The following is a 20,716-nucleotide window of genomic DNA, read 5'->3' on the forward strand; positions in this document are numbered from 1 at the left end:
GCATCGCCCACTGCGCCGCGGTCAAATCTCCCCGACCCACGCAAAGATCATCTCGGAAGTGGACCCAGATGATCCACTTCTGAAACAGGCCCTAGTACAGCCGCCGCCGCACGGCTTCGGGATGCTCTTATCCCGACTGCGCCAACTTCTCAGGCAGCTACCCCCGTAGCATCGCTTGCCCGCTCCCTCACTCGTGCTCAGCGCGACTTCGCCGCTGCTCGCTACCTACCACTGGCAGACGAACTCGCCGCGCTCCTCCCCGTTGCCTCAACCGCCTCAACCCCTGTCGAAATGGCCACCGCCGCACGCATCTACCACCTCACCACGCGCACCCTGATCAAGCTCAGTGCTCCGCCTACGCGTGGATCTCCGCCCACAAAGGCGTCGAAGTCGCGCAAGCAAGTTCCGATTTCCAAGCCATAGGGGAATGCCGGCGCGATCTGATCAGCCTGTTTCTATTGCGCCGCCGAGTATCGCAAGGCTCGCGACGTCGCTATCTCAGCCGCAGAATCCCTCCGGCCCCAGCTCGCCGAAGCAACACCTCACGCGTGGGGGGCCTACAGTGCTCTGCTCTCTACCGGCGCTATTGCCGCCGCTCGCCTTGAGGACCAACACTCAGCGCTCAACCTGCTCACCGAAGCTCACGAGGCCGCCCATCACGCCCCGAATCTCACTCTGGGCTATGGACACACGTACCCATCTACAAGATGGGCGTCTCCATCGTGCTGGGAGACGCAGGCACAGCCATCGAACACGCCAAGGCAGTCATCCCCAACCAAATCCCGACGCTAGAGCGACGAGGCAGCTACTACACCGGCATAGCCGAGGCATACGCACTCTGGGCCAAGACCGACCGCGCTATCCGGGCCTTGCTCATCGCCGAGAAGATAGCGCCCTCCGAAGTAAGGCGCACCGGTACCCGTCAGGTCATCACTGAGCTGCTTCGCCGGGATCCTCACAGCAAGCTCTCCGGCTTACGAGGACTCGCCCGGCGCGTCGGCGTCACCCTCTAAGTTACTCAAGAGACACTTCGCGATCACCGCTCGGATCTGCGCTGGTAGCGGCAGCGCGGCCCTTCTTCTTGTGGGGTTGCACCTTCATCAAAGAGAGTCGCTGGGGCATCCATTGGGCACTCCTTGCAATCCTCGATCGGACTGGGCACGATCACGTAAGCCCTTGGGCATACGAGAGAACGGCTCTTGCCGTTCGCGGAGCCTGGGGGTTGGCTTCATCGGCATCGTCAGGCCTGTCTGGCACGGTCCAACGCCAGATGGGCTACTGGATGCCGACCGTGGACGCGCTTCAGACGATTTCCTGATAGGAGAAACTCATGGCAGAGTCGAACGACAGGCAGAAACGTGTCACCATCACGCTGGAATACGTGGCCACCGAGGACACCGATTACGACTATGGCAGCGCGTTCTACGTCGCGGGCGGAGCGGCCACCGGCCCCCGGTCCGGCTCCAAGCGTAAGGCACTTCTGACCTATCCGGTCACGCTTGACGACGTCGGTCGTGACACTGCGGGTTCTGGCCGTTTCGAAGGTGGAGATTGTATAATATTCGACGACAACGTATATGTCGATGACTTCGTCGAATTTGGCCTCCAATTCCGCACGTACACCACCGACTTTGGTGACGAAGACAAGCTGCGGTCGTTGGCTTCTACGCTTACTGCACACATCGAAACTGCGGTCGAATCCCTGCCCTCCGTCGCCAACGGCGCGGTTGCCGGGGCTATTCTTGCCGCCACGTCACCGGCGCTGGCCATTCGGCCGACTCTCGGTGAGGGTGACACCATCTTTGGGACAGTGCAAAAGAGAGTGAACGTAGCCGACTGGCCGGATGGGGACAACGAATATATGTGGACGCTCGCAGATCAGAGTTGGAAGCACGATAAAGAAAGAGGGGAATTCGCGAGCCGTCAGTGGACCTACCACATCACCTACAAAGTCGATGTGCAACCTGTGCTGACGTGAGCCTCGGACAGCTTCGGACCTGCTCGCAATGACCGCGTAACAGATAGCGGTATCGGTTGAGCAGCTTAGTACTCCAGTGACAGGATCACCAGCGTCCTATGCGGGTCACACTGGTACCGCGACCATCAAATAGCACGGCACAGCCACTACAGTATCAGCGCAGTCCCTACCATGATCGCGAAGTGTCACTGGAGCAATAAGCCCACAAACGCAAACTTGAAAGCGTTTTTGGAAACCCCCTCGGGCTGGCCGCCGCACTGCGTGCCTCTGGCCCACTGGACTCGTCATAGCCCCATGCAGACCATTAGGACCCGCCCCCGGCGGGGGCTCCGACTCCGGGATGGCCGTGATCGCTTAGCGCGAGTAGCAAGTGGGTGCAGTGGGACCGCCTTCCCGTCAGCCATCACCCAGGGCTCAGCCAACCATGTCATGGCCAGGGGGGAAGGCTAGGAGGAGGGCCCTTGTCGCCGGGAAAACCCCTGCACACCACCCGAATAGCTTGGCCCGTGTATGGCCCGCGAATAGTCAGCGACAGTGAGCATCCGTGAGACTCCGTGGGACGCCCTGATTTCGCCCTTCCCGCCTTTTCCCAGGCCAGACAGCCAACAACCCCCTGATCAGGGCCGCAACGCTCTCTTTCCAGCGTCCACAGATGACCTATGTTGATCCGTGGGCGGGTGGCCGCCCTCCGGCACTGGCCCTGCGCGTCAGTCAGATCCGCCTGGCCTCGCCATCGACAATGTGCCAGTGAGTTCTCCGCGAACACCGGTCTTCAAGGTGTCGGCGAGGTCTTCGGCGGATGGGTCTCTTGCTCCTTGACGTATCCGAAGCAGACCCTTCTTGTTGTGGATCTTCGATGCGCCGCCAGGCTAGGAGTTCGTCACTTCTCTCCGCTTTGGCCGGTCATGGGCCTATTTACGTCCGCACCTACGGTGTCCGATTATCTCCTGCGGGAGAAACAACAGCAGCTTGCGCATGAAGAACTCCACCTTTGCTACAGGCGATGGCTGTCGTGGGCGTGGGCTTTCTGTCATCGTATGCTCATACAGCCAAATCCGGCCCGTCACCAGACCCTACAATCCGTCTGAGCTGACACAAAGGCAGGAATTCATGGACCTAGAGGCACAGATCCTCGAGTTGTTGTTGCACCTCCGCACGCTCAAAGCGGGCCAGTGCCACAGCAACGACGGCACCGCGACCAGCATGGCTCAGTTGAAGGCCGAGATCAGCAACGTCCAGATCGTGATAAGACAAGACCTCGCCGCTCTTGGCAGCGAGAGCGACGAGATGGCGGCTCTACGACGGCATATGAATGAGCACGTCACATCCCACCGACCACGATGCTGCAAAGACCCCACTCACGATCGAGCGCAGTGATCGATTGACGACTCAGGCTCAATCGCTGGCCGAACCTGCATGCGGATCGGCCTGATCTCTCCGGTCTACACCGAAAGCTCAGGCCGTACCCGATATAGGGGTGGTTGCGTTTGGTTGGCTGCCCATTCGACGGCGGGCCCGCCGGGAAGGATTCTTCGGCGGTCGCTGCGTTGGCGAGGACTCCATGCTGGTGGGTGATGTGGAGGCGGCCTGGCATGGTCGTTTGTCTGGATGACCTTGTGTTCCTCGATCACGAGGCTCGGTGCTGGGCCGCAGGTGTTACCCCTCATTGGTGATCAGCGACCCCGTGGTCCGGGGAACTCGGAAGAGGGGTGGGGTTGTGTGGCCTTCTTCCGGTGTGCTGAGCGGACTTGATGTTGAGGGTTGATTTTCGCGAGTCCGGGGTTGACGGGGTGATTCGTCAGCTCTTCTTGATCAGCTTGCTCTGGCAATGTAGGAGCTTCAGGGGATGATGATTGTGGAGGCCAGGCCGGCTATTACGGGGATGATTCCCAGCAGGACGAATGCCGGGAGGAAGCAGAGGCCGAGCGGGGCTACTGCTTTTACGCCGACGCTTCTGGCTGAGGCGACGGAATCGGCTCTGGCGGCTTCGCGGGCGTCGTCGGCCAGGCGGGTGAGCACGTCCGCTACCGGTGCGCCGCTTTGAGCCGCTCGGCTCATGGCTCGGGAGAGTTGGGCCGTGGCCGGGTCCTTGGCGAGCGTGGCCCAGGTGGGGTCAGGATCGGCGCCCAGGCGTAGTTGGGTACTGACCCATTTCAGCCGCTGGCTGAGAGGCCCGCCGATCGCGTTGGCGGCGATTTCAGTGGCGTCGCTCGCCGGGCGGCCGGCGAGCAGGCATGCGGTCATCAAGTCGGCGGCGAATGGGAGGTCGGCCGCGATTCGGCGGCGGTCGTGGTGGGTCTGCTGGGGTTGTCTCTTGTGGAGGAAGGCTGCGGCGGCTGGGGTGATCAGGAGGCCGGCGATGGTTCCGGGGATGCCGCCGATCAGGAGTGCGATGAACAGGCCGGTGCAGGTGGCGATGGTGATTGTCTTGCGGGTGATGCCGGCTGGAGGGGGATCTTGCCAGAGTGGCTCGTCAGTGCGAGCTTGCGTTTGCTGGTTTGGATGTGGCCCTTGAGGGTGGGGCTTGGGCTTGGCTGGCGGGCGTAGTCGGGAGAGGCGTTCTGTTGGGGTTCGGGGAGAGGCCCACAGCCATATGGCTAGGCCGGCGAGCAAGGCGGAGAGCCATTCGAGCATTGGGCGGGGTCCGATCGGTTCGGTGGGGCTTGGTGAGTGACCACCGTGACCACCGTGACCACCTTGGTGGGTGGCGCGCTTGGTGGGGCCCAGGCCTGGTGAGTGGCCAGGCCTGGGCGATGGCGGACCTGATGAGTGGCCTGGTGGGTGGGGCTCTTGGTGACTGGGCCTGGCCGGTCGTCAGGCCGGGCCGGTCGTCAGGCCTGGCCGGTCGTCAGGCCTGGGCGGTGGTCAGGCCTCATGAGTGGCCTGGGTGTAGGGCGCTTGGTGGACAGCTGGGCCTGATGGACGTAGCCGCTGGGCCGGTGGCCGGGACTGGCAGTAGTCGGGGCTGGGCGGTGGTGGGAATGGTGGATGGGGATTGGTGGGCGGTGGGTTCTGCTGGGGCCTTTCCAGCTGGGGGAGGAAGGTGAGTGGTTGGTTGCGAGTGGGCGGGGGCTTCCCAGCGTGTGGGCGGTTCTGAATGGGTGATGGTGCTGTGTGATTGGCGATGCCGTGGGGCCTGCTTCGTGTAGGTGGCGGTGCTATACCGGTGGGTGGCTGTTCGGCCTGTGCTTGGGTTGCTCGCTTGGGCTTGGGGCTGTGATTGGGGTGTTGGTTAGGTTTGCGCTTGGGTTGCCATGTGGTTGGTCCACCACAGGCCACAAGCGTCGAGGGCGATGCCTGCTATCAGGCACATGAGGCCGGGGAAGCTGCCCAGGAGGAAGTCCAGAGGGTGCATGTTGAGGGCGGCGGCCATGAGGAGGCCGAGGGCTGGGAGTACGGCCAGGAGGCGGGCTGTGGTGCGGGGGCCCGCGAGTTGGGCGGCGACGTCCTGGCGGTGAGTTTGGGCCGCACGCAGCGTGCTCGCGACTCGCTCGACCAGTGCGGCCAGGCCCGCGCCTACCGTGACGCCTACTTCCCAGCAGGCCGCCAGTTGGCGGAGGCCCTCCCCGCCCTGCTGCGGGGCCGATGAGGTGAGGGCCGCGGAGACGTCGCCGCCGTCTCTTGCCGCGGCGATGACCGGGCGCAGGGTTTCTGCGGCTGGGAAGTCCACTGAGGCGATTGCCCTGGTCAGTGCCTCTCCTGGCGTGCGGCCGGCCGACAGCTCTGCTGACAGGGACTGGCACAGCTCGATTGATGCGTGTCGCCAGAGCTGCGCGCGGCGGGCGGGGGTAGGGCGGGTGAGGCGGGTGGTCAGGGATGTCCAGCGGGGTTTGTCCCTGCCTGTGACGAGCCTGGTCAGGCGGGTGGTGGGGGTGTCCGGGGCCGTCCACAGCCACACTGCGCAGGCTGTGGACAGTGCCGTTATGAGGGCGCCGGTCATCATGTGGCCTTGGTGGTGGGAATCATGGCTGGGCTCTTTGGGAGAGGGCGTCGTAGGCGGGGCCGGGTTGGGAGTTGCCCTTCGCGTCGAAGGTCAGGGCCGGGATCGACTCGACGAAGCCGGCTGACGTTCGGGATAGCAGGCAGATCTCGGCTATGCGGCGTCGGCCGTCCGGGCGGCCGCGGATCAGGTGGATGACCGCGTCGAGCGCCGCGGCCAGTTGGCTGTGTACGGCTTCCCTGGTCAGACCCGCTGCGCAGCCCAGTGCTTCCAGGCGAGGGGGGACGTCGGCGGCGGTGTTGGCGTGAAGGGTGCCGCAGCCGCCTTCGTGGCCTGTGTTGAGGGCGGCCAGCAGATCCACCACCTCGCTGCCCCTGACCTCCCCGACCACCAAGCGGTCCGGGCGCATGCGCAGCGCTTGGCGTACCAGGTCGCGCAGGCTCACACCGCCTGCGCCCTCCAGGTTCGCCGGGCGGGTTTCCAGGCGGACGATGTGGGGGTGGAGGGGGCGGAGCTCGGCTGAGTCCTCTACCAGGAGCAGGCGTTCTGCCGGGTCGGCGAGCGAGAGCAGGGCGGACAGGAGTGTCGTTTTGCCGGTGCCTGTGCCGCCCGTCACCAGGAACGCCAGCCTGGCGGTCACCATGGCGGTCAGCACCGGGATGGCGGATGGGGTGATCGTGCTCGCCGACACCAGGTCGTCCAGGGTGAACGTACGGCGTGGCGGAAGGCGTAGCGAGACGCAGGTGCCACCGGACGCCACCGGCGGAAGCACGGCGTGGAGGCGGACGCCGCCGGCGAGTCTGGCGTCCACGTACGGGGAGGCGTCGTCGAGTCTCCTGCCCGCGACGGACGCCAGGCGCTGGGCCAGCCGGCGTACGGCCCCGTCGTCCGCGAAGGTCACAGAGGTACGGCGTAGGCCGCCGCCATCGTCTATCCACACCTCGCGCGGGCCGTTGACCAGGACGTCTGTTACGTCTGGCCGGGCCAGGAGCGGCTCCAGAGGGCCGGCACCGATGAGGTCGGCGCAGAGTGCCCTGGCCACCGCGAGGATCTCCGCGTCGCCGTACACGGATTTCTCGGCTCGCAGGGCCACTGCCACCTGGGCGGCGCTGGGTTCCACGCCCGCTCTCGCCAGGCGTACGCGGACTGCTTCGACCAGTTCCTGGGACACCGCCCCTGCGGGTGTGGGCGATTTCGGGGTGCTCATGTCGGGAGGAGATCTTGTAGGAGTGTGCTGCACAGGGCGCCCATCACGGTGCGGGGGCCCAGCTTGGGCAGCTCGCCCCGGTTGAGAGTGGCGGTGAGTCTCGGCTGGTCGGGCAGGGTGCCGGCGGACGGGATACCCAGGGCGCCCGCGGCCATGTCGTCGTCCACCACGCCTGGGCGGAGGATCGCGCGGATGTCCGAGGTGTGCTTGCGGGTCTCGCCCAGCACCTGTACGGCCGAGAGGATGCCGCGTACGTCGGCCGTGGCGACCATCAGCGTGGTCTTCGCCCTGGTGAGGGCCTCGATCGTGGCTGGGTCGAGGTGGCGGGGGAGGTCGACGACTATCAGGTCGAAGCCTCGCTGGCCTGCCTCGAGGACGGAGCGCATGGCTTGGGCGGGGATGGCCGCCACCTCCCCTCTGTGGAAGGAGAGGACCGCCAGGTCGCCGAACGACGGCAGCGCGGCCTGAAGTGCGCTGGAGTTGATCCGGCCCTCTCTGGCGACCAGGTCTCCCCAGCGGGCGCCCGATGCCTCCTCGTGGCCCAACAAGGCGTCTATGCCGCCGCCCAGCGGGTCGGCGTCCACCAGCAAGGTCCGGAGGTGGTCTCCCGAGGCGCGCAGGGACAGGCACGCCGACAGCACGCTCGCGCCTGCCCCGCCTCGGCCGCCGATCACGCAGATCACGGATCCTGAACGGGGGTCGGGCTCCATGGCGTCCGCCAGCCGCTCCACCAGGTGGCGCTCGTCGGTGGGGAGGGTCACGACGGCCTGGGCGCCCACGGCCACGCATTTTCGCCAGGTGTCCGGGTCGTCGGGGGCCCGGGTCACGAGGACTACCTGGTCTCGGGTGGGGGGTGAGCTCGCGGCCACGGCGTCTGCTTGGTCGGCGCCTACTGCTATCAGCGGGGCAAGGTTCCAGAACGGGCGGGCGTGGGCGGGGACGTGGGCCACGTCGAGTTGGGCGCCTGCTGCGGCGGCTATGCGGACCAGGTCGTCGAGCAGGGCGTGGTCTTCGGTGATGACCAGGGGGCGGTGCATGTCGGCCTCTCCGGGGGTGGTGTCGGGAGGCTCACCTTGCTGGAGGTGGGTGGGGTGGGGAGAGGGTGAACGGGGTTCTGGGGATTGTTGGGTGGGGGTTGTGGTGGGCCTGTGGATAAGTGGCCTGGCCTGGAGGCGTCGGTGGGGATTGTGGTGCTGCTGTCGCGAAGGCGGTGGGAGGTGTCCGCAGGAGGGTGCGGGGTGTGCGGGAGGCGCTCGGTTAGCGGCATCCGCAAGAGGGCGCGGTGGAGGGTGCGATTGGTAGAAGCGCCTCGTAGAAGGGCGCAGTGGTGGGGACGCGCCGTAGGGGGATGTGCGAGGCGTGCGGGGTCGCTCAGTCAGCGGCGATCCGTGGGAAGGCGCACTGGCGGGGGCACGGTGAGGTACGCCGTGAGAGGGCGCCGTGTCGGAGAGCGCTCGGTGGGAGGCGCTGGCGAAGGCCCGTAGCGAAGTGCGCTTGGCGAGTGAGACGCCGTGGGAGGGAGCGCGGTGGTGGCGACGCTCGGTGAGAGGCAGGCCGTGGGAAGGCGCCGGGGCCGTGGGAGGGCGAGTGGCGGTGTGGAGGGCGTGGTGTATGGACTTGGGGTGGAAAAGGGGCGACCCCCGCCGGGGGGGAGAGCGGGGGTCGCCTGATCGGTCCGGCTCCGGGGGGGTAGAGCCGGTCCCGTTTCAGAAGAAAGCTTTCATCACTTCACCAGAGCCTGGCAAGGGACTGGCAAAGGTCCCCGTGCACGGTTGCTCCAGTTTCGGGCGATACCCCCGTATGCTGCCCGATGGACTCGAGTTTCGTCGAGGAGCAATCTCGCATTTTCGCCAAGTTTTTTGTCTGCGCCATAACGATCACATAAAGACGGTTACTCTCTGTAATCATCACAGGTTGGTAACCAGATCACGGAGGGTGGCGATGGCGACGTATGCCGGGGCCCCGCTCATAGGCGGGTAAAGGTCTTGGTCCGAGGGCTTCCCATCAGGGCGGATCCGACGTAGAAAGGTGTCACGGACCTCTTGTCCGGGTGCATCAGCCGGGTACCCACGCGCGACCAGCCGCGGGAGGCGCGTCGTGACGGGCTTGACCCGCTCCGACGAATAGAGGTGCACGCTTGGTAACCCGGTGTGATGCGCCAGCAGACGGCGTCTCTTGACTGAGACGCCGTCAGCTATGTCGGCGGCCCGGCCCAACGCTCCCACCTGCGCTTCCGCCGCCGCGACCTCAGCCTCGTTGCATCGCCTCGCAGATGGCGGTCGCTTCGCGCACCCCGAGACTTACTGCGGAGGCACACTGTTGTACCCACTGGGCGACGCCCTCCGGGGTCCCGCTCAGGTACGCACTCAGGCCCCCGGCGTACGAGGCGTGCTCCAGGTGCCCCACCTCCACGGCCACGAGGGACTTCGGATCCAGGCCGTACTCGACCAGGGTCAGGCGCTCGGCCGCGCGCGCCACGATCCCGTCCGCCGCGCCGAAGGGACGCAGTACGGCCAGCTCGGCGTGCATGACGGCGGCCAGCACGATCGCGGGCGCCTTCGTGGGCCGTTCGAGCAGCCCGAGCAGCCCCTCCATGCGCGTCGCCGTCTCCGAAGCGCCCGGCGCGGGCCCCAGCCCCAGCGGGTCCGGCGCCTCGTCCACCGCCCGCGGACGGCCCAGGGCGGACTGCGGCGCCAGGCCGGCGGCCGCCACCGTGTGCAGGCGGGCCAGCACCTGCCTCGGTGCCGTCCGCCACAACGAGCCCAGACGGCCCAGCTCCGCAGACGCCCGCAGGGCTCCCTGGACCAGCGGGTCGTGGACCTCGTCCCGGCGCAGGGCGTCGAGGGACACGTCCACGCCTTCCAGGGACGCCGAGGCCCGGGCACCGCGCAGGGACGACTCCGTCGAGACGGCCGGGCTGGCCCGGCGCAGGACACGGTGGCGGTACAGCCGGTCGACGGCCTCCCTGGCGGCGTCGACCGCCTCGGGGACGCCGGGGAACTCCGCGATGACAGCCAGTGGGTCACTCACGGAAACCGACCTTACCGGCGGGTACGACCGCTCTCGCTCCACCGGGTGACGACCGTACCAGCGCCTCGAGGGGAGGCAGGGCGCGCTCAAAAGGTGACCGTGGGTTGAGAAATCACCGGGCGCCGAATATGCGGAGCCCTTTATGGGTCCCCGCCAGATTTCAAGATGACAACGTTTCAATAGCGGTTGTCATGCGACCTGATAAGCGGGGACCCCTCGGTACAGACCTGTCTAGACCTCTTGTGTGTGGAGGCCGTGAGCTGGTGAAGTGGGACACGACCTATCCAATCTGGCCATAGAAGGAGCACGAGGTGGCCCCGGAGACCCCCGGCAACGAGACCCAGGCGCTGTCGAACCTGCTACAGGAGAACCGCCGGTTCGCACCGCCGGCTGACCTGGCGGCGGCCGCGAACGTGACCGCCGCCGCATATGACGAGGCCGCCGCCGACCGTCTCGCCTTCTGGGAGCGTGCGGCCGAGAGGCTGGCGTGGGCCAAACGGTGGGAGACGACCCTCGAGTGGAACGCCCCCTTCGCCAAGTGGTTCGTCGGCGGCGAGCTCAACGTGGCCTACAACTGCGTCGACCGCCACGTCGAGGAGGGCCGCGGCGACAAGGTCGCCTACTACTGGGAGGGTGAGCCCGAGGGCGACACCCGTACCCTGACCTACAGCGACCTCCAGCGCGAGGTCAGCAAGGCCGCCAACGCCCTCCAGGAGCTGGGCGTCGGCAAGGGCGACCGGGTGGCCGTCTACATGCCGATGATCCCCGAGCTGCCGATCGCGATGCTGGCCTGCGCCCGCATCGGGGCGATCCACTCCGTGGTGTTCGGCGGCTTCTCGGCCACGGCGCTGAAGAGCCGGATCGACGACGCCGACGCCAAGCTCGTCATCACCGCCGACGGCGGCTACCGCAGGGGCAACCCGTCGGCGCTCAAGCCCACGGTGGACGAGGCCGTCGCCGAGTGCCCGCAGGTCGAGAACGTCCTCGTCGTACGCCGTACCGGCCAGGACGTCGCCTTCGGCGAGAAGGACGTCTGGTGGCACGACCTGGTCGACCGGCAGAGCGACCAGCACACCGCCGAGCCCCACGACGCCGAGGACCCGCTGTACATCCTCTACACCAGCGGCACCACCGGCAGGCCCAAGGGCATCCTGCACACCACCGGCGGCTACCTCACCCAGACCGCCTGGACGCACCACGCGGTCTTCGACCTCAAGCCCGACACCGACATCTACTGGTGCACGGCCGACATCGGGTGGGTGACCGGCCACTCCTACATCGTGTACGGCCCCCTCGCCAACGGCGCCACCAGCGTCATCTACGAGGGCACCCCCGACACCCCGCACCGCGGGCGGTTCTGGGAGATCGTGCAGAAGTACAAGATCACGATCCTCTACACGGCGCCCACCGCGATCCGGACGTTCATGAAGTGGGGCGACGACATCCCCGCGAAGTTCGACATGTCCAGCCTGCGCATCCTGGGCTCCGTGGGCGAGCCGATCAACCCCGAGGCGTACGTCTGGTACCGCGAGCACATCGGCCACGACCGCTGCCCCGTGGTCGACACCTGGTGGCAGACGGAGACCGGCGCCATCATGATCAGCCCGCTGCCCGGCGTCACCGCCGGCAAGCCGGGCGCCGCGATGCGCCCGCTGCCCGGCATCGCCGCCGACGTGGTGGACGACCAGGGCAACAGCGTCCCCGATGGGGGCGGCGGCTTCCTCGTCGTACGCGAGCCGTGGCCGTCGATGCTCCGCACGATCTGGGGCGACGACCAGCGCTACATCGACACGTACTGGAGCAGGTTCGACGGGATGTACTTCCCCGGCGACGGCGCCAAGAAGGACGACGACGGCGACCTGTGGCTGCTCGGCCGCGTGGACGACGTCATGCTCGTCTCCGGCCACAACATCTCCACCACGGAGGTGGAGAGCGCGCTGGTCAGCCACCCGAAGGTGGCCGAGGCGGCGGTGGTCGGCGCGACCGACCCGGTCACCGGCCAGGCGATCGTGTCGTTCGTGATCCTGCGCGGCTCGGCGGAGGAGAGCGACGACATCGCCGCCGACCTGCGCAACCACGTGGCCAAGACCCTGGGCCCGATCGCCAAGCCGCGCCAGATCCTGGTCGTGCCGGAGCTGCCCAAGACCCGCTCCGGAAAGATCATGCGCCGCCTCCTGCGCGACGTCGCTGAGAACCGCAGCGTCGGCGACGTCACCACGCTGGCCGACAGCACGGTGATGAACCTGATCTCGGAGAAGCTCCCGTCCGCCAAGTCCGAGGACTGATCCCACATCCCAGGCGCATGTCCCGAAATATGGGGACATGCGCCTGGCTCTTGAGAGCCTGGGGCGAAGCCCGGAGTACCCGGCGCGGGCGCTATCTTGTTCGATCGGGTAGTTCTGGGAGTGATAGCGGGACTCGCGCTCGACAAGTTTCGGCGTGTTCGGGGCGCCTGGCTGTCAGCGCGGCTCGGCCTGGCGAAACTGTCGGAAGGGCTCCTGGCGGCGGTACCGCTTCACACGGTACGCGAGCGTCGCATCGCGCTGGATGATGTTTGACACGGCCACCAGGCCTCGATAGGAGACGTTCATGCCGCAGACTCCCGAGGAAGAATCCCTGGGCTCGCTGGTCGCCCAGGCGAGCAGTCAGATCTCGGACCTGGTCCGCTCGGAGATCGAGCTGGCCAAGGCCGAGTTCAGGTTCGACGCCAAGCGGGTCGGCACGGCGGGCGGCCTGTTCGCCGCCGCCGCCTTCATGGCGCACCTGTGCCTGATCCTCGCCTCGTTCACGATCGCGTTCGTGCTGGCGCAGTGGCTGCCCAACTGGCTGGCCTTCCTCATCGTGACGGTGTTCTACCTGGTGGTGGCGGGTCTGCTGGTGTTCATCGGGGTCAGGCGGCTCAAGGGACTGGCCGGGATGAAGCGCACCGCCAGGTCGATCAAGGGGCTCAAGGAGATCGCCACGCCCGAGGACGAGACGCTGCCGGCGGTTCGTCCGGATCGTGAGCCGGTGACACGTGATGGCACCTGACGAGTCGGTCGTACAGATCGAGGGACCCTGGACGCACCGCGCGGTCCACGCGGGCGGCACCCGCTTCCACGTCGTCGAGGCGGGCGAGGGGCCGCTGGTGCTGCTGCTGCACGGGTTCCCGCAGTTCTGGTGGACGTGGCGCAACCAGCTCGTCTCGCTGCCGAAGGCGGGTTACCGGGCCGTCGCGGCCGATCTGCGCGGCTACGGCGGCAGCGACAAGCCGCCGCGCGGCTACGACCTGCCCACGCTGGCCGCCGACGCGACCGGCCTGATCAGAGCGCTGGGCGAGACCGGCGCGATCGTGGTGGGGCACGACTGGGGCGGGCTGCTGGCCTGGACGATGGCTGTGCTCGATCCCAAGTGCGTGCACCGGCTGGTCGCCGTGTCCGCCCCGCATCCCCTGCGCCTGCGCAAGGCGCTGCTGGGCGACCCGTTCGGCCAGCTCAAGGCCAGCCGGCAGTCACTGGGCCACCAGCTGCCGCTGCTGCCCGAGCACCGGCTCAGGCGCCGCGAAGGGGCCCTGGTCGGCCGGTTGCTGGACGACTGGTCGCGGCCCGGCTGGCCCGATCCCGAGACCGCGCGTACGTACCGAGAGGCGTTCCGCATCCCCGCCGTGGCACACTGCGCGCTGGAGTACCACCGCTGGTTCGGCCGCTCCCAGCTGCGCCCGGACGGCCGCCGCTACGCCAGGGCCATGCGCACCGCGGTCGAGGCCCCCACGCTCCACCTGCACGGGGCGCTCGACCCGCGTGCCCTGCCGCGTACGGCGCACGGCTCGGGCCGCTACGTGGCGGCCCCGTACCGGTGGCGGCTGCTCGAAGGAGCCGGCCACTTCCCCCATGAGGAGATCCCCGACGTGTTCGACACCGAGTTGCTCGGCTGGCTGGCCGATCCGGAGCCCGACCGATGAGAGACCGCGATCCCGAGGGCAGGCCCCGTAACGCCAGGCCGCGCGACGCGTACGGCAGGCCGCTCCCCTACGGCGAACCCGGCGTGCCCCGGGTCCCCGACGACTACGCCCCCACCACCGAACAGGCCCTGGCCGACGCCCGCGGCTTCCTCGGCGAGGGCCTGCCGTTCAACGCGCACGAGGTGTTCGAGGGCCGCTGGAAATGCGCGCCGGAGGACGAGCGCGAGCTGTGGCAGGGCCTCGCGCAGATCTGTGTCGGGCTGACGCACCTGCAGCGCGGCAACGGGCGCGGGGCGCTGACCCTCTTCGGCCGTGGCGCCGCCAGGGTCCAGGGGTACGGCGGCGCGTACGACGCGGTCGGCAAGGCGGCCTCGGGGTTCGGCCAGGACAGCGACCCCGACGAGGCCGTCGCCGCGATCCTGGACAAGCTGCCCGGCTGAGGGCCGGGCGTCAGTCGCACTTCTGGGTGCTGGCCGGGGTGGTGTCGTTGCGGCCCTGGGCCGCGTCGGGGGCGACCTCCTCGGCCGTCAGGACGTAGCCGGTCTCCTCTTCGTTGATCGCGGCGGCGAAGATCACGCCGTAGACCCGGCCGTCCACCGTGAGCAGCGGGCCGCCCGAGTTGCCGGGCAGCACCTTCCCGCGGATCGCGTACACCTTGCGCCTGACCGTGGCGTCGCGGTAGATGTCGGGCCCCTCGGCGTCGAGCTGCCCGCCGATCCTGGCCGGCTCCGCGGTGAACCCCTTGCTCTTGGGGAACCCGGCGATGATGGCGCTGTCGCCGCGCGAGCCGTCGCCGTCGAAGGAGAGCTGCGGCAGGTCGAGGCCGGGCACGTAGAGGACGGCGATGTCGCGGCGCGGGTTGTAGCGCACGACGGTGGCCGCGTGCGGCGTGTTGTTGGAGTCGATGACCTGCAGGTCGCGGGTCACGCCCGCGACCACGTGGGCGTTGGTCATGATCCGGCCGGGGGCGTAGACGAAGCCGGTGCCCTCGATGTGCTTGTTGCAGCTCTCCGCGTTGCCCTGCACCTTGACGATGGCCCGCCGGGCGCGGCTCAGCTTGGAGCCCTGCAGCACACTCTGGTCGGGCGGCGGCACGTCGACGATCGTGCCGCCGCCGATGGCGTCGAAGACGGGCGGGAACTCCGACCGGTCGATGAACTTCTTGAACGGCTGCTGCCAGTTGCGCGCGGCCTGCGGGATCACGTCGTCGACGGTGGTCAGCAGCGCGGAGTTCTTCACCTGGTCGACGAGGGGATTGAAGGCCGTGGAGACGATCAGCGAGCCGATCAGCCAGGCGATCACCAGCACGGACAGCGCGCTGGAGAACGTGCCGCCGACCGCGTCGGCCACCTTGGCGGGCTCCCACGTGACGTGGCTGCGCACGACGGCGCCGAGCGTCGAGGACGCGAACTGGCCGATGGTGGCGGCCAGGAAGACGATCACGATCGCCAGCAGCGCCTGCGGAGTGTCGCCGCTGACCAGGGCCTTGGAGATCGGTGGCGCGATGAAGACGCCGAGCACGGCCCCGCCGACGAACCCCACGAAGCTCATCGCCCCGATGATGAAGCCCTGCCGGTAACCCGAGACGCCGAAGGCGATCACGAGGCCGATCAAGATGAGGTCAAGCAGATCACCGCGCACGCTTCAAAGCTAACCAGGGATACGGTCAAGTGTGCACGTCTTCCGCCAGGACGGCGTCACCGCGTGGCTACCTTGAGCGGTATGCCGTCGGCCGAGGAAACAGTGCGCGATCTCATCGAGGCAGCTCTGTGCGACACCGACCCCGACGGCCCCCTGCGCTGGCACGTGATCTCCGTGCTGCGGCAGCGCGGTGATCTGGAGTCCTTCATCGAGGCGCGCCGGCTGTGCGCCGCGGACACGGTGGCGGAGCGGCTGCTCGGCGTGGACATCATGGGGATGCTGCAGCCGTTCGTGGACCGTACGCTGCCGGTGCTGCGCTACCTGGCGGCCAGCGAGGACGACGCCATGGTGCTCTACTCGGTGCTGATCGCGTTCGGGCACCTGGCCGACCCGCGGTCGCTGCCGTCGGTGATCGAGCTGGCCGGCCACGACGACGCGAGGGTGCGCTACGGAGCCGCGTACGCGCTGCAGCACGTGCTCGGCGATCCCCCCGACCGGGCCGGCCTGGAGACGCTGCGCGCGCTGGCGGCCGACAGCGACAAGGACGTGGCGGGCTGGGCCTCCCTGGGCGTGACCCTGCGCTCGTCCCGCTAACCCCTGGACGCCAGGTCGATCACTTCCTGCGGGAGGTCCTCCACCTGCGCGGAATCCCACGGGCGCGCCAGCCCGCCCTCGCGCAGCACGGTGTCGAGCACCATCGCGGTGAACCCCCACACCAGCATCCCCCGCACCCGGAACGCCGGCCCCGCCGACCCTCGCGGATGCCGCAGCGTGACCCGGTTGGCGGGATCGACCAGCTCGGCGATCGGCACCCGCTCCACGGACTCCACCTCGCTCGGCGAGGCCGCGTGCACGGCCGACGGCTCACGCCACCAGGCGATCACGGGCGTGACGCGGTTGTCGCTGTGGCTGAGGTACAGCTCGGGCATCGTGCACAGCACGTGGACGCCCACGGGATCGACCCCGGTCTCCTCCTCGGCCTCGCGCAGCGCCGCCGCGACGGGTCCTCCGTCGTCGGGGTCGACGCCGCCGCCGGGGAAGGCGGGCTGGCCCGCGTGCCTGCGCCCGAGCGTGCTGCGCTGGATGAGCAGGACGTCGGGGCCGAGCGCCCCCTCGCCGAACAGCATCAGCACCGCGGCGGCCCGCCCGCTGCCGTTGGGGGGCGTCCACCACCGTGGTACGTCGAAGCGCTGAGCCTGCGCCGCCAGTCGGTCGAGCCAGTCGGGCACTTGGGTCACGCATCCTCCAACACGCCGGGACACCGGGGACTTCCCGCGATCACGAGAAGGGGCCGGGCCTGACGAGCTTCTCGGCCTCGGCCGCCGCCGTGGGGCCGGTGCCGTACGACGGGCAGAGCGCGGCCAGCGGGCACACACCGCACGCGGGCCGCCGTGCGTGGCAGATGCGGCGGCCGTGCCAGATCACCCGGTGGGAGAAGATCGTCCACTCGCGTTTGGGCAGCAGCTCCCCCACGACGTGCTCGATCTTGACGGGGTCGGTCTCCTCCGTCCAGCCGAAACGCCGCACCAGCCGCTGGAAGTGGGTGTCGACGGTGAGCCCCGGCACGTCGAACGCGTTGCCCAGCACCACGTTGGCGGTCTTGCGGCCCACGCCGGGCAGGGTGACCAGGTCCTTCAGCTTGCCGGGCACCTCGCCGCCGTACTTCTCGCACACCGCCTGCGCCATGCCGATGATGCTGTTGGTCTTCGCGCGGAAGAAGCCGGTCGAGCGGATGATCTCCTCCATCTCGGACCGGTCGCCGGCGGCGTAGTCCTCCACTGTCGGATATTTCGCGAAGAGGACGGGGGTGACCATGTTGACCCGCTTGTCCGTGCACTGGGCGGAGAGGATGGTCGCGACCAGAAGTTCTAACGGGTTGCCGAAGTCGAGCTCGCAGTGGGCCTCTGGATAGGTGTCCGCGAGGATGCGGTTCATCTTGCGGGCCCGCCGTACCAATGCGAGCCGGGTCTCCGGCTTGCGCCCCGCCGCGTTCGTGGCCATGCCGCAAGACTAGAAGCTTCCGCGAACCGTTGAACCCAGGACGGCCCTGCTCGCGTACAAGGGGGCGACACGGGAGGGCGGTGGCCATGAGCGGTCAGGGTGCGGTGCTGTCGGACTTCGTGCGTACGTCGGGGCCTTTGCGGGGGCAGGCGCTGCATCGCCTGGCCCTGACCTGCGCCTCCGCGGTGGCCAAGCTGCACGCCCGCGGCAACGTGGGGCTCCGGCTCAGCCACGAGAGCGTCGCGCTCGGCGCCCACGGCCAGGTGCTGATCGGCTGGCAGCCCGGCGTCACGCCGGGCTCGGCCGCCGACGACGTGCTGGCCTGGGCCGACCTGGTGGTCTTCGCGGCCACGGGCCGCACGGACGGCGACCCCGCCGTCCTGCCTCCCGCGCTGCACCTGGCGGTACGGCAGTGCCGCCAGGCCGACCCCACGGCCCGCCCGCGCGCGGCCGACGTGCTCCGCGTGCTGCTCGGCCAGTCGGTGGCGGCCGCGGTGGCCTCCGTGGACGGTCTTCTCGCCTCCTGAGACCTTCTCGCCTCCTGAGACTCTTCTGCGGCACAGGGGAGGGTCGATAGCCCCTGAAACCAGGGCATCAGGTACCTTTCCCCTGGATACGACTCATCCGAAAAGCGCAGAACACTCCAGCATTCCCATAACCTGTGTGTGCCACGCAGAGTGGGGTGAGTCACAATGGCAGCAGAGGAGGCAGAGTGAACACCGAAGACGTGCTGGGCAAGGCCCCCCTGTTCGCCGCGCTGGACCGCGAGAGCGCCGCGGCGCTGCGTACGAGCATCACGGAGGTCCAGCTCTCCAAGGGACAGACGCTCTTCCACGAGAACGAGACCGGCGACCGGCTCTACGTCGTGCTGGAAGGCAAGATCAAGCTGTCCCGCACCTCGCCCGACGGACGGGAAAACCTGCTGAGCGTGCTCGGGCCGAGCGAGATGTTCGGCGAGCTGTCGCTGTTCGACCCGCGACCGCGTACGGCCTCGGCGACGGCGCTGACCGACGTGCGGCTGGCCGGGCTCGGCCACGACGACCTGCGCCCCTGGCTGACCGGCCGCCCCGAGGTGGCGCTCCACCTGCTGCGCGCGCTCGCCCAGCGGCTGCGCCGCACCAACGACGTGCTGGCCGACCTGGTCTTCACCGACGTGCCCGGGCGCGTGGCCAAGCAGCTGCTCGACCTGGCCGAGCGGTTCGGCACCAAGACGGACGACGGCCTGCGGGTGCACCACGACCTGACGCAGGAGGAGCTGGCGCAGCTCGTCGGCGCCTCGCGCGAGACGGTCAACAAGGCGCTGGCCGACTTCGCCCAGCGCGGCTGGCTGCGGATCGAGGCCAAGGCCGTGGTGATCCTCGACATGGACCGGCTCTACAACCGGTCCAGGTAGTCGAGCTGGGCCACGACCGACATCTCGGCGGCGGCCCAGAGCGAGCGGTCGACGTCGGCGTACACGATCTTGACGATCTCCCGCGGCGTGCGCGCGCCCTGGGCGCGCGCCGCCCTGATCTGGTCGAGGCGCTGCCGCCGGTGCGCGATGTAGCCGTCGAGCGCGGCGATCGGGTCGGGCAGCACGGGGCCGTGGCCGGGCAGCAGCGCCCGCGCCTCCAGGCCCTCCGCGGCCGCCCTGAGCCGGTCGAGGCTGCGGAGATAGTCGGCCAGGCCGCCGTCGCGGGCGATGATCGTGGTGCCCCGGCCGAGCACGGTGTCACCGGTCAGCATCGCGCGGTCCTGCGGCAGCCAGAAGCAGAGCGAGTCGAACGAGTGGCCCGGCGTGCCGTACACGTGGATCTCCAGGCCCGCCACGCTCACCACGTCGCCGTCGTCGAGCCCCTCCTCGCCCAGCCGGTGCCGCGGATCGAGCGCCCGGACGGGGGCGCCCACCATCTCCGCGAAGCGCCTGGCGCCGCCGCTGTGGTCGAAGTGCCCGTGGGTGAGCAGGATCTCGGTGACGCGCCGCTCCCCGAGATGATCGCGTACGCGGCGCAGATGCGACTCGTCCTCCGGCCCCGGATCGATCACCACCACCTCGTCCCCGCCGATGACCCAGGTGTTGGTGCCGTCGAGCGTCATGGCGGACGGGTTGGGCGCGAGCAGGTTCTCGGCGTGCTCGGTACGGGAGCCGTCGGGCGTCCCGATCGGGATGTGCAGCCCGCTCACCGGGTCACCAGCCGCATCTCGCCCTGGATCTCCACGGCCTTCGGCATGATCGGCACGATCTCCCTGGGCTCGGCCAGGATCCCCGCCATGCCGTCGTGGGCCGCCAGCTCGCTCAGTGTGTGGTACGTCGGCGGCATCAGGAAGATCTCCCCCCGGTGCGCCAGCTCGATCGCCTCCGCGGGGCGCTTCCAGGCCACCTGATCGGCCTCACCGCCGACGTCACGGGTGCGCTGGCCCTCCGGGAGCACGGCGACGAAGAACCGCGTGTCGAAGCGCCTGTGCTCGATCTCCGGGGTAATCCAGTGGGCCCACGGTTTGAGCAGGTCGGACCGGAGCACCAGGCCGCGCCTGGCGAGGAAGTCGGCGAAGCCCAGGCTCCTGTCGATCAGCGCCAGCCGGTCGGACTCCCAGTCGTCGCCCGTCGTGTCGGCGACCACGGAATCGGGCCCGGGACCCGCCAGCAGCACGCCGGACTCCTCGAACGTCTCGCGTACGGCCGCGCACACCAGCCCGCGCGCGACCTGCTCGCTCGCGTTGAAGACCGTGCCCCACTCGGCCGGCGACGGGCCGGCCCAGGCCACGGCCTGGTCGGTGTCGCGGGCGTCCACCGAGCCGCCGGGGAAGACGTACGCGCCCGCCGCGAAGGCCATCGTGGCCTTCCGCCGCAGCAGGTAGACCTCCGGTGAGGCGCTCCCTCGCAGGATCACCACGGTGGCGGCATCGCGGGTCGGGACCGGCTCGACCCGCCCCTCGAGGAGGTCCCGCGCCCGCGCGGCTAGCTCGGCTGGAAGCGGCAATCCGGTCACATCGGTCATA

Annotated in this window: 21 protein-coding genes; 10 read left to right on the forward strand and 11 right to left on the reverse strand. The window is 68.6% G+C overall.

Translation table 11 applies throughout. The features are described 5' to 3' along the window. Positions 1–707 precede the first annotated feature (707 nt). The 3 genes from ABZX61_RS42195 to ABZX61_RS42205 all read left to right on the forward strand — a co-directional run bounded on the left by ABZX61_RS42195 (position 708) and on the right by ABZX61_RS42205 (position 3,355). Positions 708–1,013 carry a hypothetical protein gene (locus ABZX61_RS42195; RefSeq protein ID WP_355202690.1) on the forward strand — a complete coding sequence of 102 codons (306 nt, stop codon included), beginning with the start codon at positions 708–710 and terminating at the stop codon, positions 1,011–1,013. A gap of 317 nt (positions 1,014–1,330) precedes the next feature. Further along, a complete protein-coding gene (locus tag ABZX61_RS42200; RefSeq protein WP_355202693.1) occupies positions 1,331–1,978 on the forward strand; it encodes a hypothetical protein in 648 nt (215 codons plus the stop codon). Positions 1,979–2,953: 975 nt separating this feature from the next. After that, entirely contained in the window at positions 2,954–3,355 is a 402-nt protein-coding gene (locus tag ABZX61_RS42205; RefSeq protein WP_355202696.1) for a hypothetical protein, read from the forward strand. 462 nt (positions 3,356–3,817) lie between these two features. Here ABZX61_RS42205 and ABZX61_RS42210 read toward each other — a convergent pair whose 3' ends face one another. The 5 genes from ABZX61_RS42210 to ABZX61_RS42230 all read right to left on the reverse strand — a co-directional run bounded on the left by ABZX61_RS42210 (position 3,818) and on the right by ABZX61_RS42230 (position 10,155). Beyond that, a complete protein-coding gene (locus tag ABZX61_RS42210) occupies positions 3,818–4,612 on the reverse strand; it encodes a type II secretion system F family protein (RefSeq protein WP_355202699.1) in 795 nt (264 codons plus the stop codon). A 598-nt stretch (positions 4,613–5,210) separates the two neighbouring features. Continuing rightward, positions 5,211–5,921: a type II secretion system F family protein gene (locus ABZX61_RS42215; RefSeq protein ID WP_355202702.1), complete on the reverse strand. Its 711-nt coding sequence runs from the start codon at positions 5,919–5,921 to the stop codon at positions 5,211–5,213. 19 nt (positions 5,922–5,940) lie between these two features. Beyond that, positions 5,941–7,125, reverse strand: coding sequence for a TadA family conjugal transfer-associated ATPase (locus ABZX61_RS42220; protein WP_355202705.1), 1,185 nt, complete (start codon positions 7,123–7,125; stop codon positions 5,941–5,943). Next, positions 7,122–8,162 (reverse strand): septum site-determining protein Ssd, encoded by a 1,041-nt coding sequence (gene ssd, locus ABZX61_RS42225; RefSeq protein WP_350732730.1) that lies wholly within the window; start codon positions 8,160–8,162, stop codon positions 7,122–7,124. Before ssd ends, ABZX61_RS42220 begins: the two co-directional genes overlap by 4 nt. A gap of 1,210 nt (positions 8,163–9,372) precedes the next feature. Further along, complete coding sequence (locus ABZX61_RS42230) at positions 9,373–10,155, reverse strand: oxidoreductase (RefSeq protein ID WP_355202708.1); 783 nt, start codon at positions 10,153–10,155, stop codon at positions 9,373–9,375. 311 nt (positions 10,156–10,466) lie between these two features. On the opposite strand from ABZX61_RS42230, the gene acs reads away from it, so the two are divergent. Then, the gene (acs, locus tag ABZX61_RS42235; RefSeq protein ID WP_350732726.1) at positions 10,467–12,440 is read left to right on the forward strand and encodes an acetate--CoA ligase; all 1,974 of its coding nucleotides are present in this window, start codon (positions 10,467–10,469) and stop codon (positions 12,438–12,440) included. A gap of 174 nt (positions 12,441–12,614) precedes the next feature. On the opposite strand, the gene ABZX61_RS42240 is transcribed toward acs, so the two are convergent. Then, complete coding sequence (locus ABZX61_RS42240) at positions 12,615–12,746, reverse strand: hypothetical protein (protein ID WP_355202711.1); 132 nt, start codon at positions 12,744–12,746, stop codon at positions 12,615–12,617. Between ABZX61_RS42240 and ABZX61_RS42245 the strand changes: the two genes are divergently transcribed. The 3 genes from ABZX61_RS42245 to ABZX61_RS42255 are packed head-to-tail and all read left to right on the forward strand — an operon-like array spanning position 12,745 to position 14,535. Continuing rightward, on the forward strand, positions 12,745–13,185 hold the full coding sequence (locus tag ABZX61_RS42245; protein WP_192789404.1) for a phage holin family protein: 441 nt from the start codon (positions 12,745–12,747) through the stop codon (positions 13,183–13,185). The two genes, ABZX61_RS42240 and ABZX61_RS42245, sit on opposite strands and share 2 nt — an antisense overlap. Continuing rightward, positions 13,175–14,095, forward strand: coding sequence for an alpha/beta hydrolase (locus tag ABZX61_RS42250; RefSeq protein WP_350732722.1), 921 nt, complete (start codon positions 13,175–13,177; stop codon positions 14,093–14,095). The genes ABZX61_RS42245 and ABZX61_RS42250 overlap by 11 nt, the downstream gene beginning before the upstream one ends. Beyond that, positions 14,092–14,535, forward strand: coding sequence for a DUF309 domain-containing protein (locus tag ABZX61_RS42255; RefSeq protein WP_355202715.1), 444 nt, complete (start codon positions 14,092–14,094; stop codon positions 14,533–14,535). Before ABZX61_RS42250 ends, ABZX61_RS42255 begins: the two co-directional genes overlap by 4 nt. 10 nt (positions 14,536–14,545) lie before the next feature. Here the strand turns inward: ABZX61_RS42255 and ABZX61_RS42260 are convergent, their stop codons facing one another. Further along, on the reverse strand, positions 14,546–15,736 hold the full coding sequence (locus ABZX61_RS42260; RefSeq protein WP_350732719.1) for a MarP family serine protease: 1,191 nt from the start codon (positions 15,734–15,736) through the stop codon (positions 14,546–14,548). Between the two features lie 81 nt (positions 15,737–15,817). Here ABZX61_RS42260 and ABZX61_RS42265 point away from each other — a divergent pair, with 81 nt between their 5' ends. Beyond that, positions 15,818–16,330, forward strand: a complete 513-nt coding sequence (locus ABZX61_RS42265) for a HEAT repeat domain-containing protein (protein ID WP_355202718.1) — start codon at positions 15,818–15,820, stop codon at positions 16,328–16,330. Here the strand turns inward: ABZX61_RS42265 and ABZX61_RS42270 are convergent. Both ABZX61_RS42270 and nth read right to left on the reverse strand, forming a co-directional pair. After that, entirely contained in the window at positions 16,327–16,944 is a 618-nt protein-coding gene (locus ABZX61_RS42270; protein ID WP_355203272.1) for a CoA pyrophosphatase, read from the reverse strand. The genes ABZX61_RS42265 and ABZX61_RS42270 overlap by 4 nt on opposite strands. Positions 16,945–17,014: 70 nt before the next feature. Next, on the reverse strand, positions 17,015–17,737 hold the full coding sequence (gene nth, locus ABZX61_RS42275) for an endonuclease III (protein ID WP_355202721.1): 723 nt from the start codon (positions 17,735–17,737) through the stop codon (positions 17,015–17,017). A gap of 86 nt (positions 17,738–17,823) precedes the next feature. Between nth and ABZX61_RS42280 the strand changes: the two genes are divergently transcribed. Continuing rightward, positions 17,824–18,264: a hypothetical protein gene (locus ABZX61_RS42280; protein WP_350732713.1), complete on the forward strand. Its 441-nt coding sequence runs from the start codon at positions 17,824–17,826 to the stop codon at positions 18,262–18,264. Positions 18,265–18,494: 230 nt separating this feature from the next. After that, positions 18,495–19,130, forward strand: a complete 636-nt coding sequence (locus tag ABZX61_RS42285) for a Crp/Fnr family transcriptional regulator (RefSeq protein ID WP_225965682.1) — start codon at positions 18,495–18,497, stop codon at positions 19,128–19,130. Here ABZX61_RS42285 and ABZX61_RS42290 read toward each other — a convergent pair. Both ABZX61_RS42290 and ABZX61_RS42295 read right to left on the reverse strand, forming a co-directional pair. Next, positions 19,112–19,900 carry an MBL fold metallo-hydrolase gene (locus ABZX61_RS42290; RefSeq protein WP_355202724.1) on the reverse strand — a complete coding sequence of 263 codons (789 nt, stop codon included), beginning with the start codon at positions 19,898–19,900 and terminating at the stop codon, positions 19,112–19,114. The two genes, ABZX61_RS42285 and ABZX61_RS42290, sit on opposite strands and share 19 nt — an antisense overlap. Further along, entirely contained in the window at positions 19,897–20,715 is an 819-nt protein-coding gene (locus tag ABZX61_RS42295; RefSeq protein WP_355202727.1) for an NUDIX hydrolase, read from the reverse strand. Before ABZX61_RS42295 ends, ABZX61_RS42290 begins: the two co-directional genes overlap by 4 nt. Position 20,716: the final 1 nt, after the last annotated feature.

Origin of the sequence: Nonomuraea sp. NPDC003709, from assembly GCF_040610775.1 — a bacterium.
Classification (GTDB): Bacteria; Actinomycetota; Actinomycetes; order Streptosporangiales; family Streptosporangiaceae; genus Nonomuraea; species Nonomuraea angiospora_A.

Bases quoted from the DNA above. Each gene is read 5' to 3' on its own strand.
- ABZX61_RS42195 (WP_355202690.1), top strand. From the start codon at position 708: ATGGGCGTCTCCATCGTGCTGGGAGACGCAGGCACAGCCATCGAACAC.
- ABZX61_RS42200 (WP_355202693.1), top strand. From the start codon at position 1,331: ATGGCAGAGTCGAACGACAGGCAGAAACGTGTCACCATCACGCTGGAA.
- ABZX61_RS42205 (WP_355202696.1), top strand. From the start codon at position 2,954: ATGAAGAACTCCACCTTTGCTACAGGCGATGGCTGTCGTGGGCGTGGG.
- ABZX61_RS42210 (WP_355202699.1), bottom strand. From the start codon at position 4,612: ATGCTCGAATGGCTCTCCGCCTTGCTCGCCGGCCTAGCCATATGGCTG.
- ABZX61_RS42215 (WP_355202702.1), bottom strand. From the start codon at position 5,921: ATGATGACCGGCGCCCTCATAACGGCACTGTCCACAGCCTGCGCAGTG.
- ABZX61_RS42220 (WP_355202705.1), bottom strand. From the start codon at position 7,125: ATGAGCACCCCGAAATCGCCCACACCCGCAGGGGCGGTGTCCCAGGAA.
- ssd (WP_350732730.1), bottom strand. From the start codon at position 8,162: ATGCACCGCCCCCTGGTCATCACCGAAGACCACGCCCTGCTCGACGAC.
- ABZX61_RS42245 (WP_192789404.1), top strand. From the start codon at position 12,745: ATGCCGCAGACTCCCGAGGAAGAATCCCTGGGCTCGCTGGTCGCCCAG.
- ABZX61_RS42240 (WP_355202711.1), bottom strand. From the start codon at position 12,746: ATGAACGTCTCCTATCGAGGCCTGGTGGCCGTGTCAAACATCATCCAG.
- ABZX61_RS42250 (WP_350732722.1), top strand. From the start codon at position 13,175: ATGGCACCTGACGAGTCGGTCGTACAGATCGAGGGACCCTGGACGCAC.
- ABZX61_RS42255 (WP_355202715.1), top strand. From the start codon at position 14,092: ATGAGAGACCGCGATCCCGAGGGCAGGCCCCGTAACGCCAGGCCGCGC.
- ABZX61_RS42265 (WP_355202718.1), top strand. From the start codon at position 15,818: ATGCCGTCGGCCGAGGAAACAGTGCGCGATCTCATCGAGGCAGCTCTG.
- nth (WP_355202721.1), bottom strand. From the start codon at position 17,737: ATGGCCACGAACGCGGCGGGGCGCAAGCCGGAGACCCGGCTCGCATTG.
- ABZX61_RS42280 (WP_350732713.1), top strand. From the start codon at position 17,824: ATGAGCGGTCAGGGTGCGGTGCTGTCGGACTTCGTGCGTACGTCGGGG.
- ABZX61_RS42295 (WP_355202727.1), bottom strand. From the start codon at position 20,715: ATGACCGATGTGACCGGATTGCCGCTTCCAGCCGAGCTAGCCGCGCGG.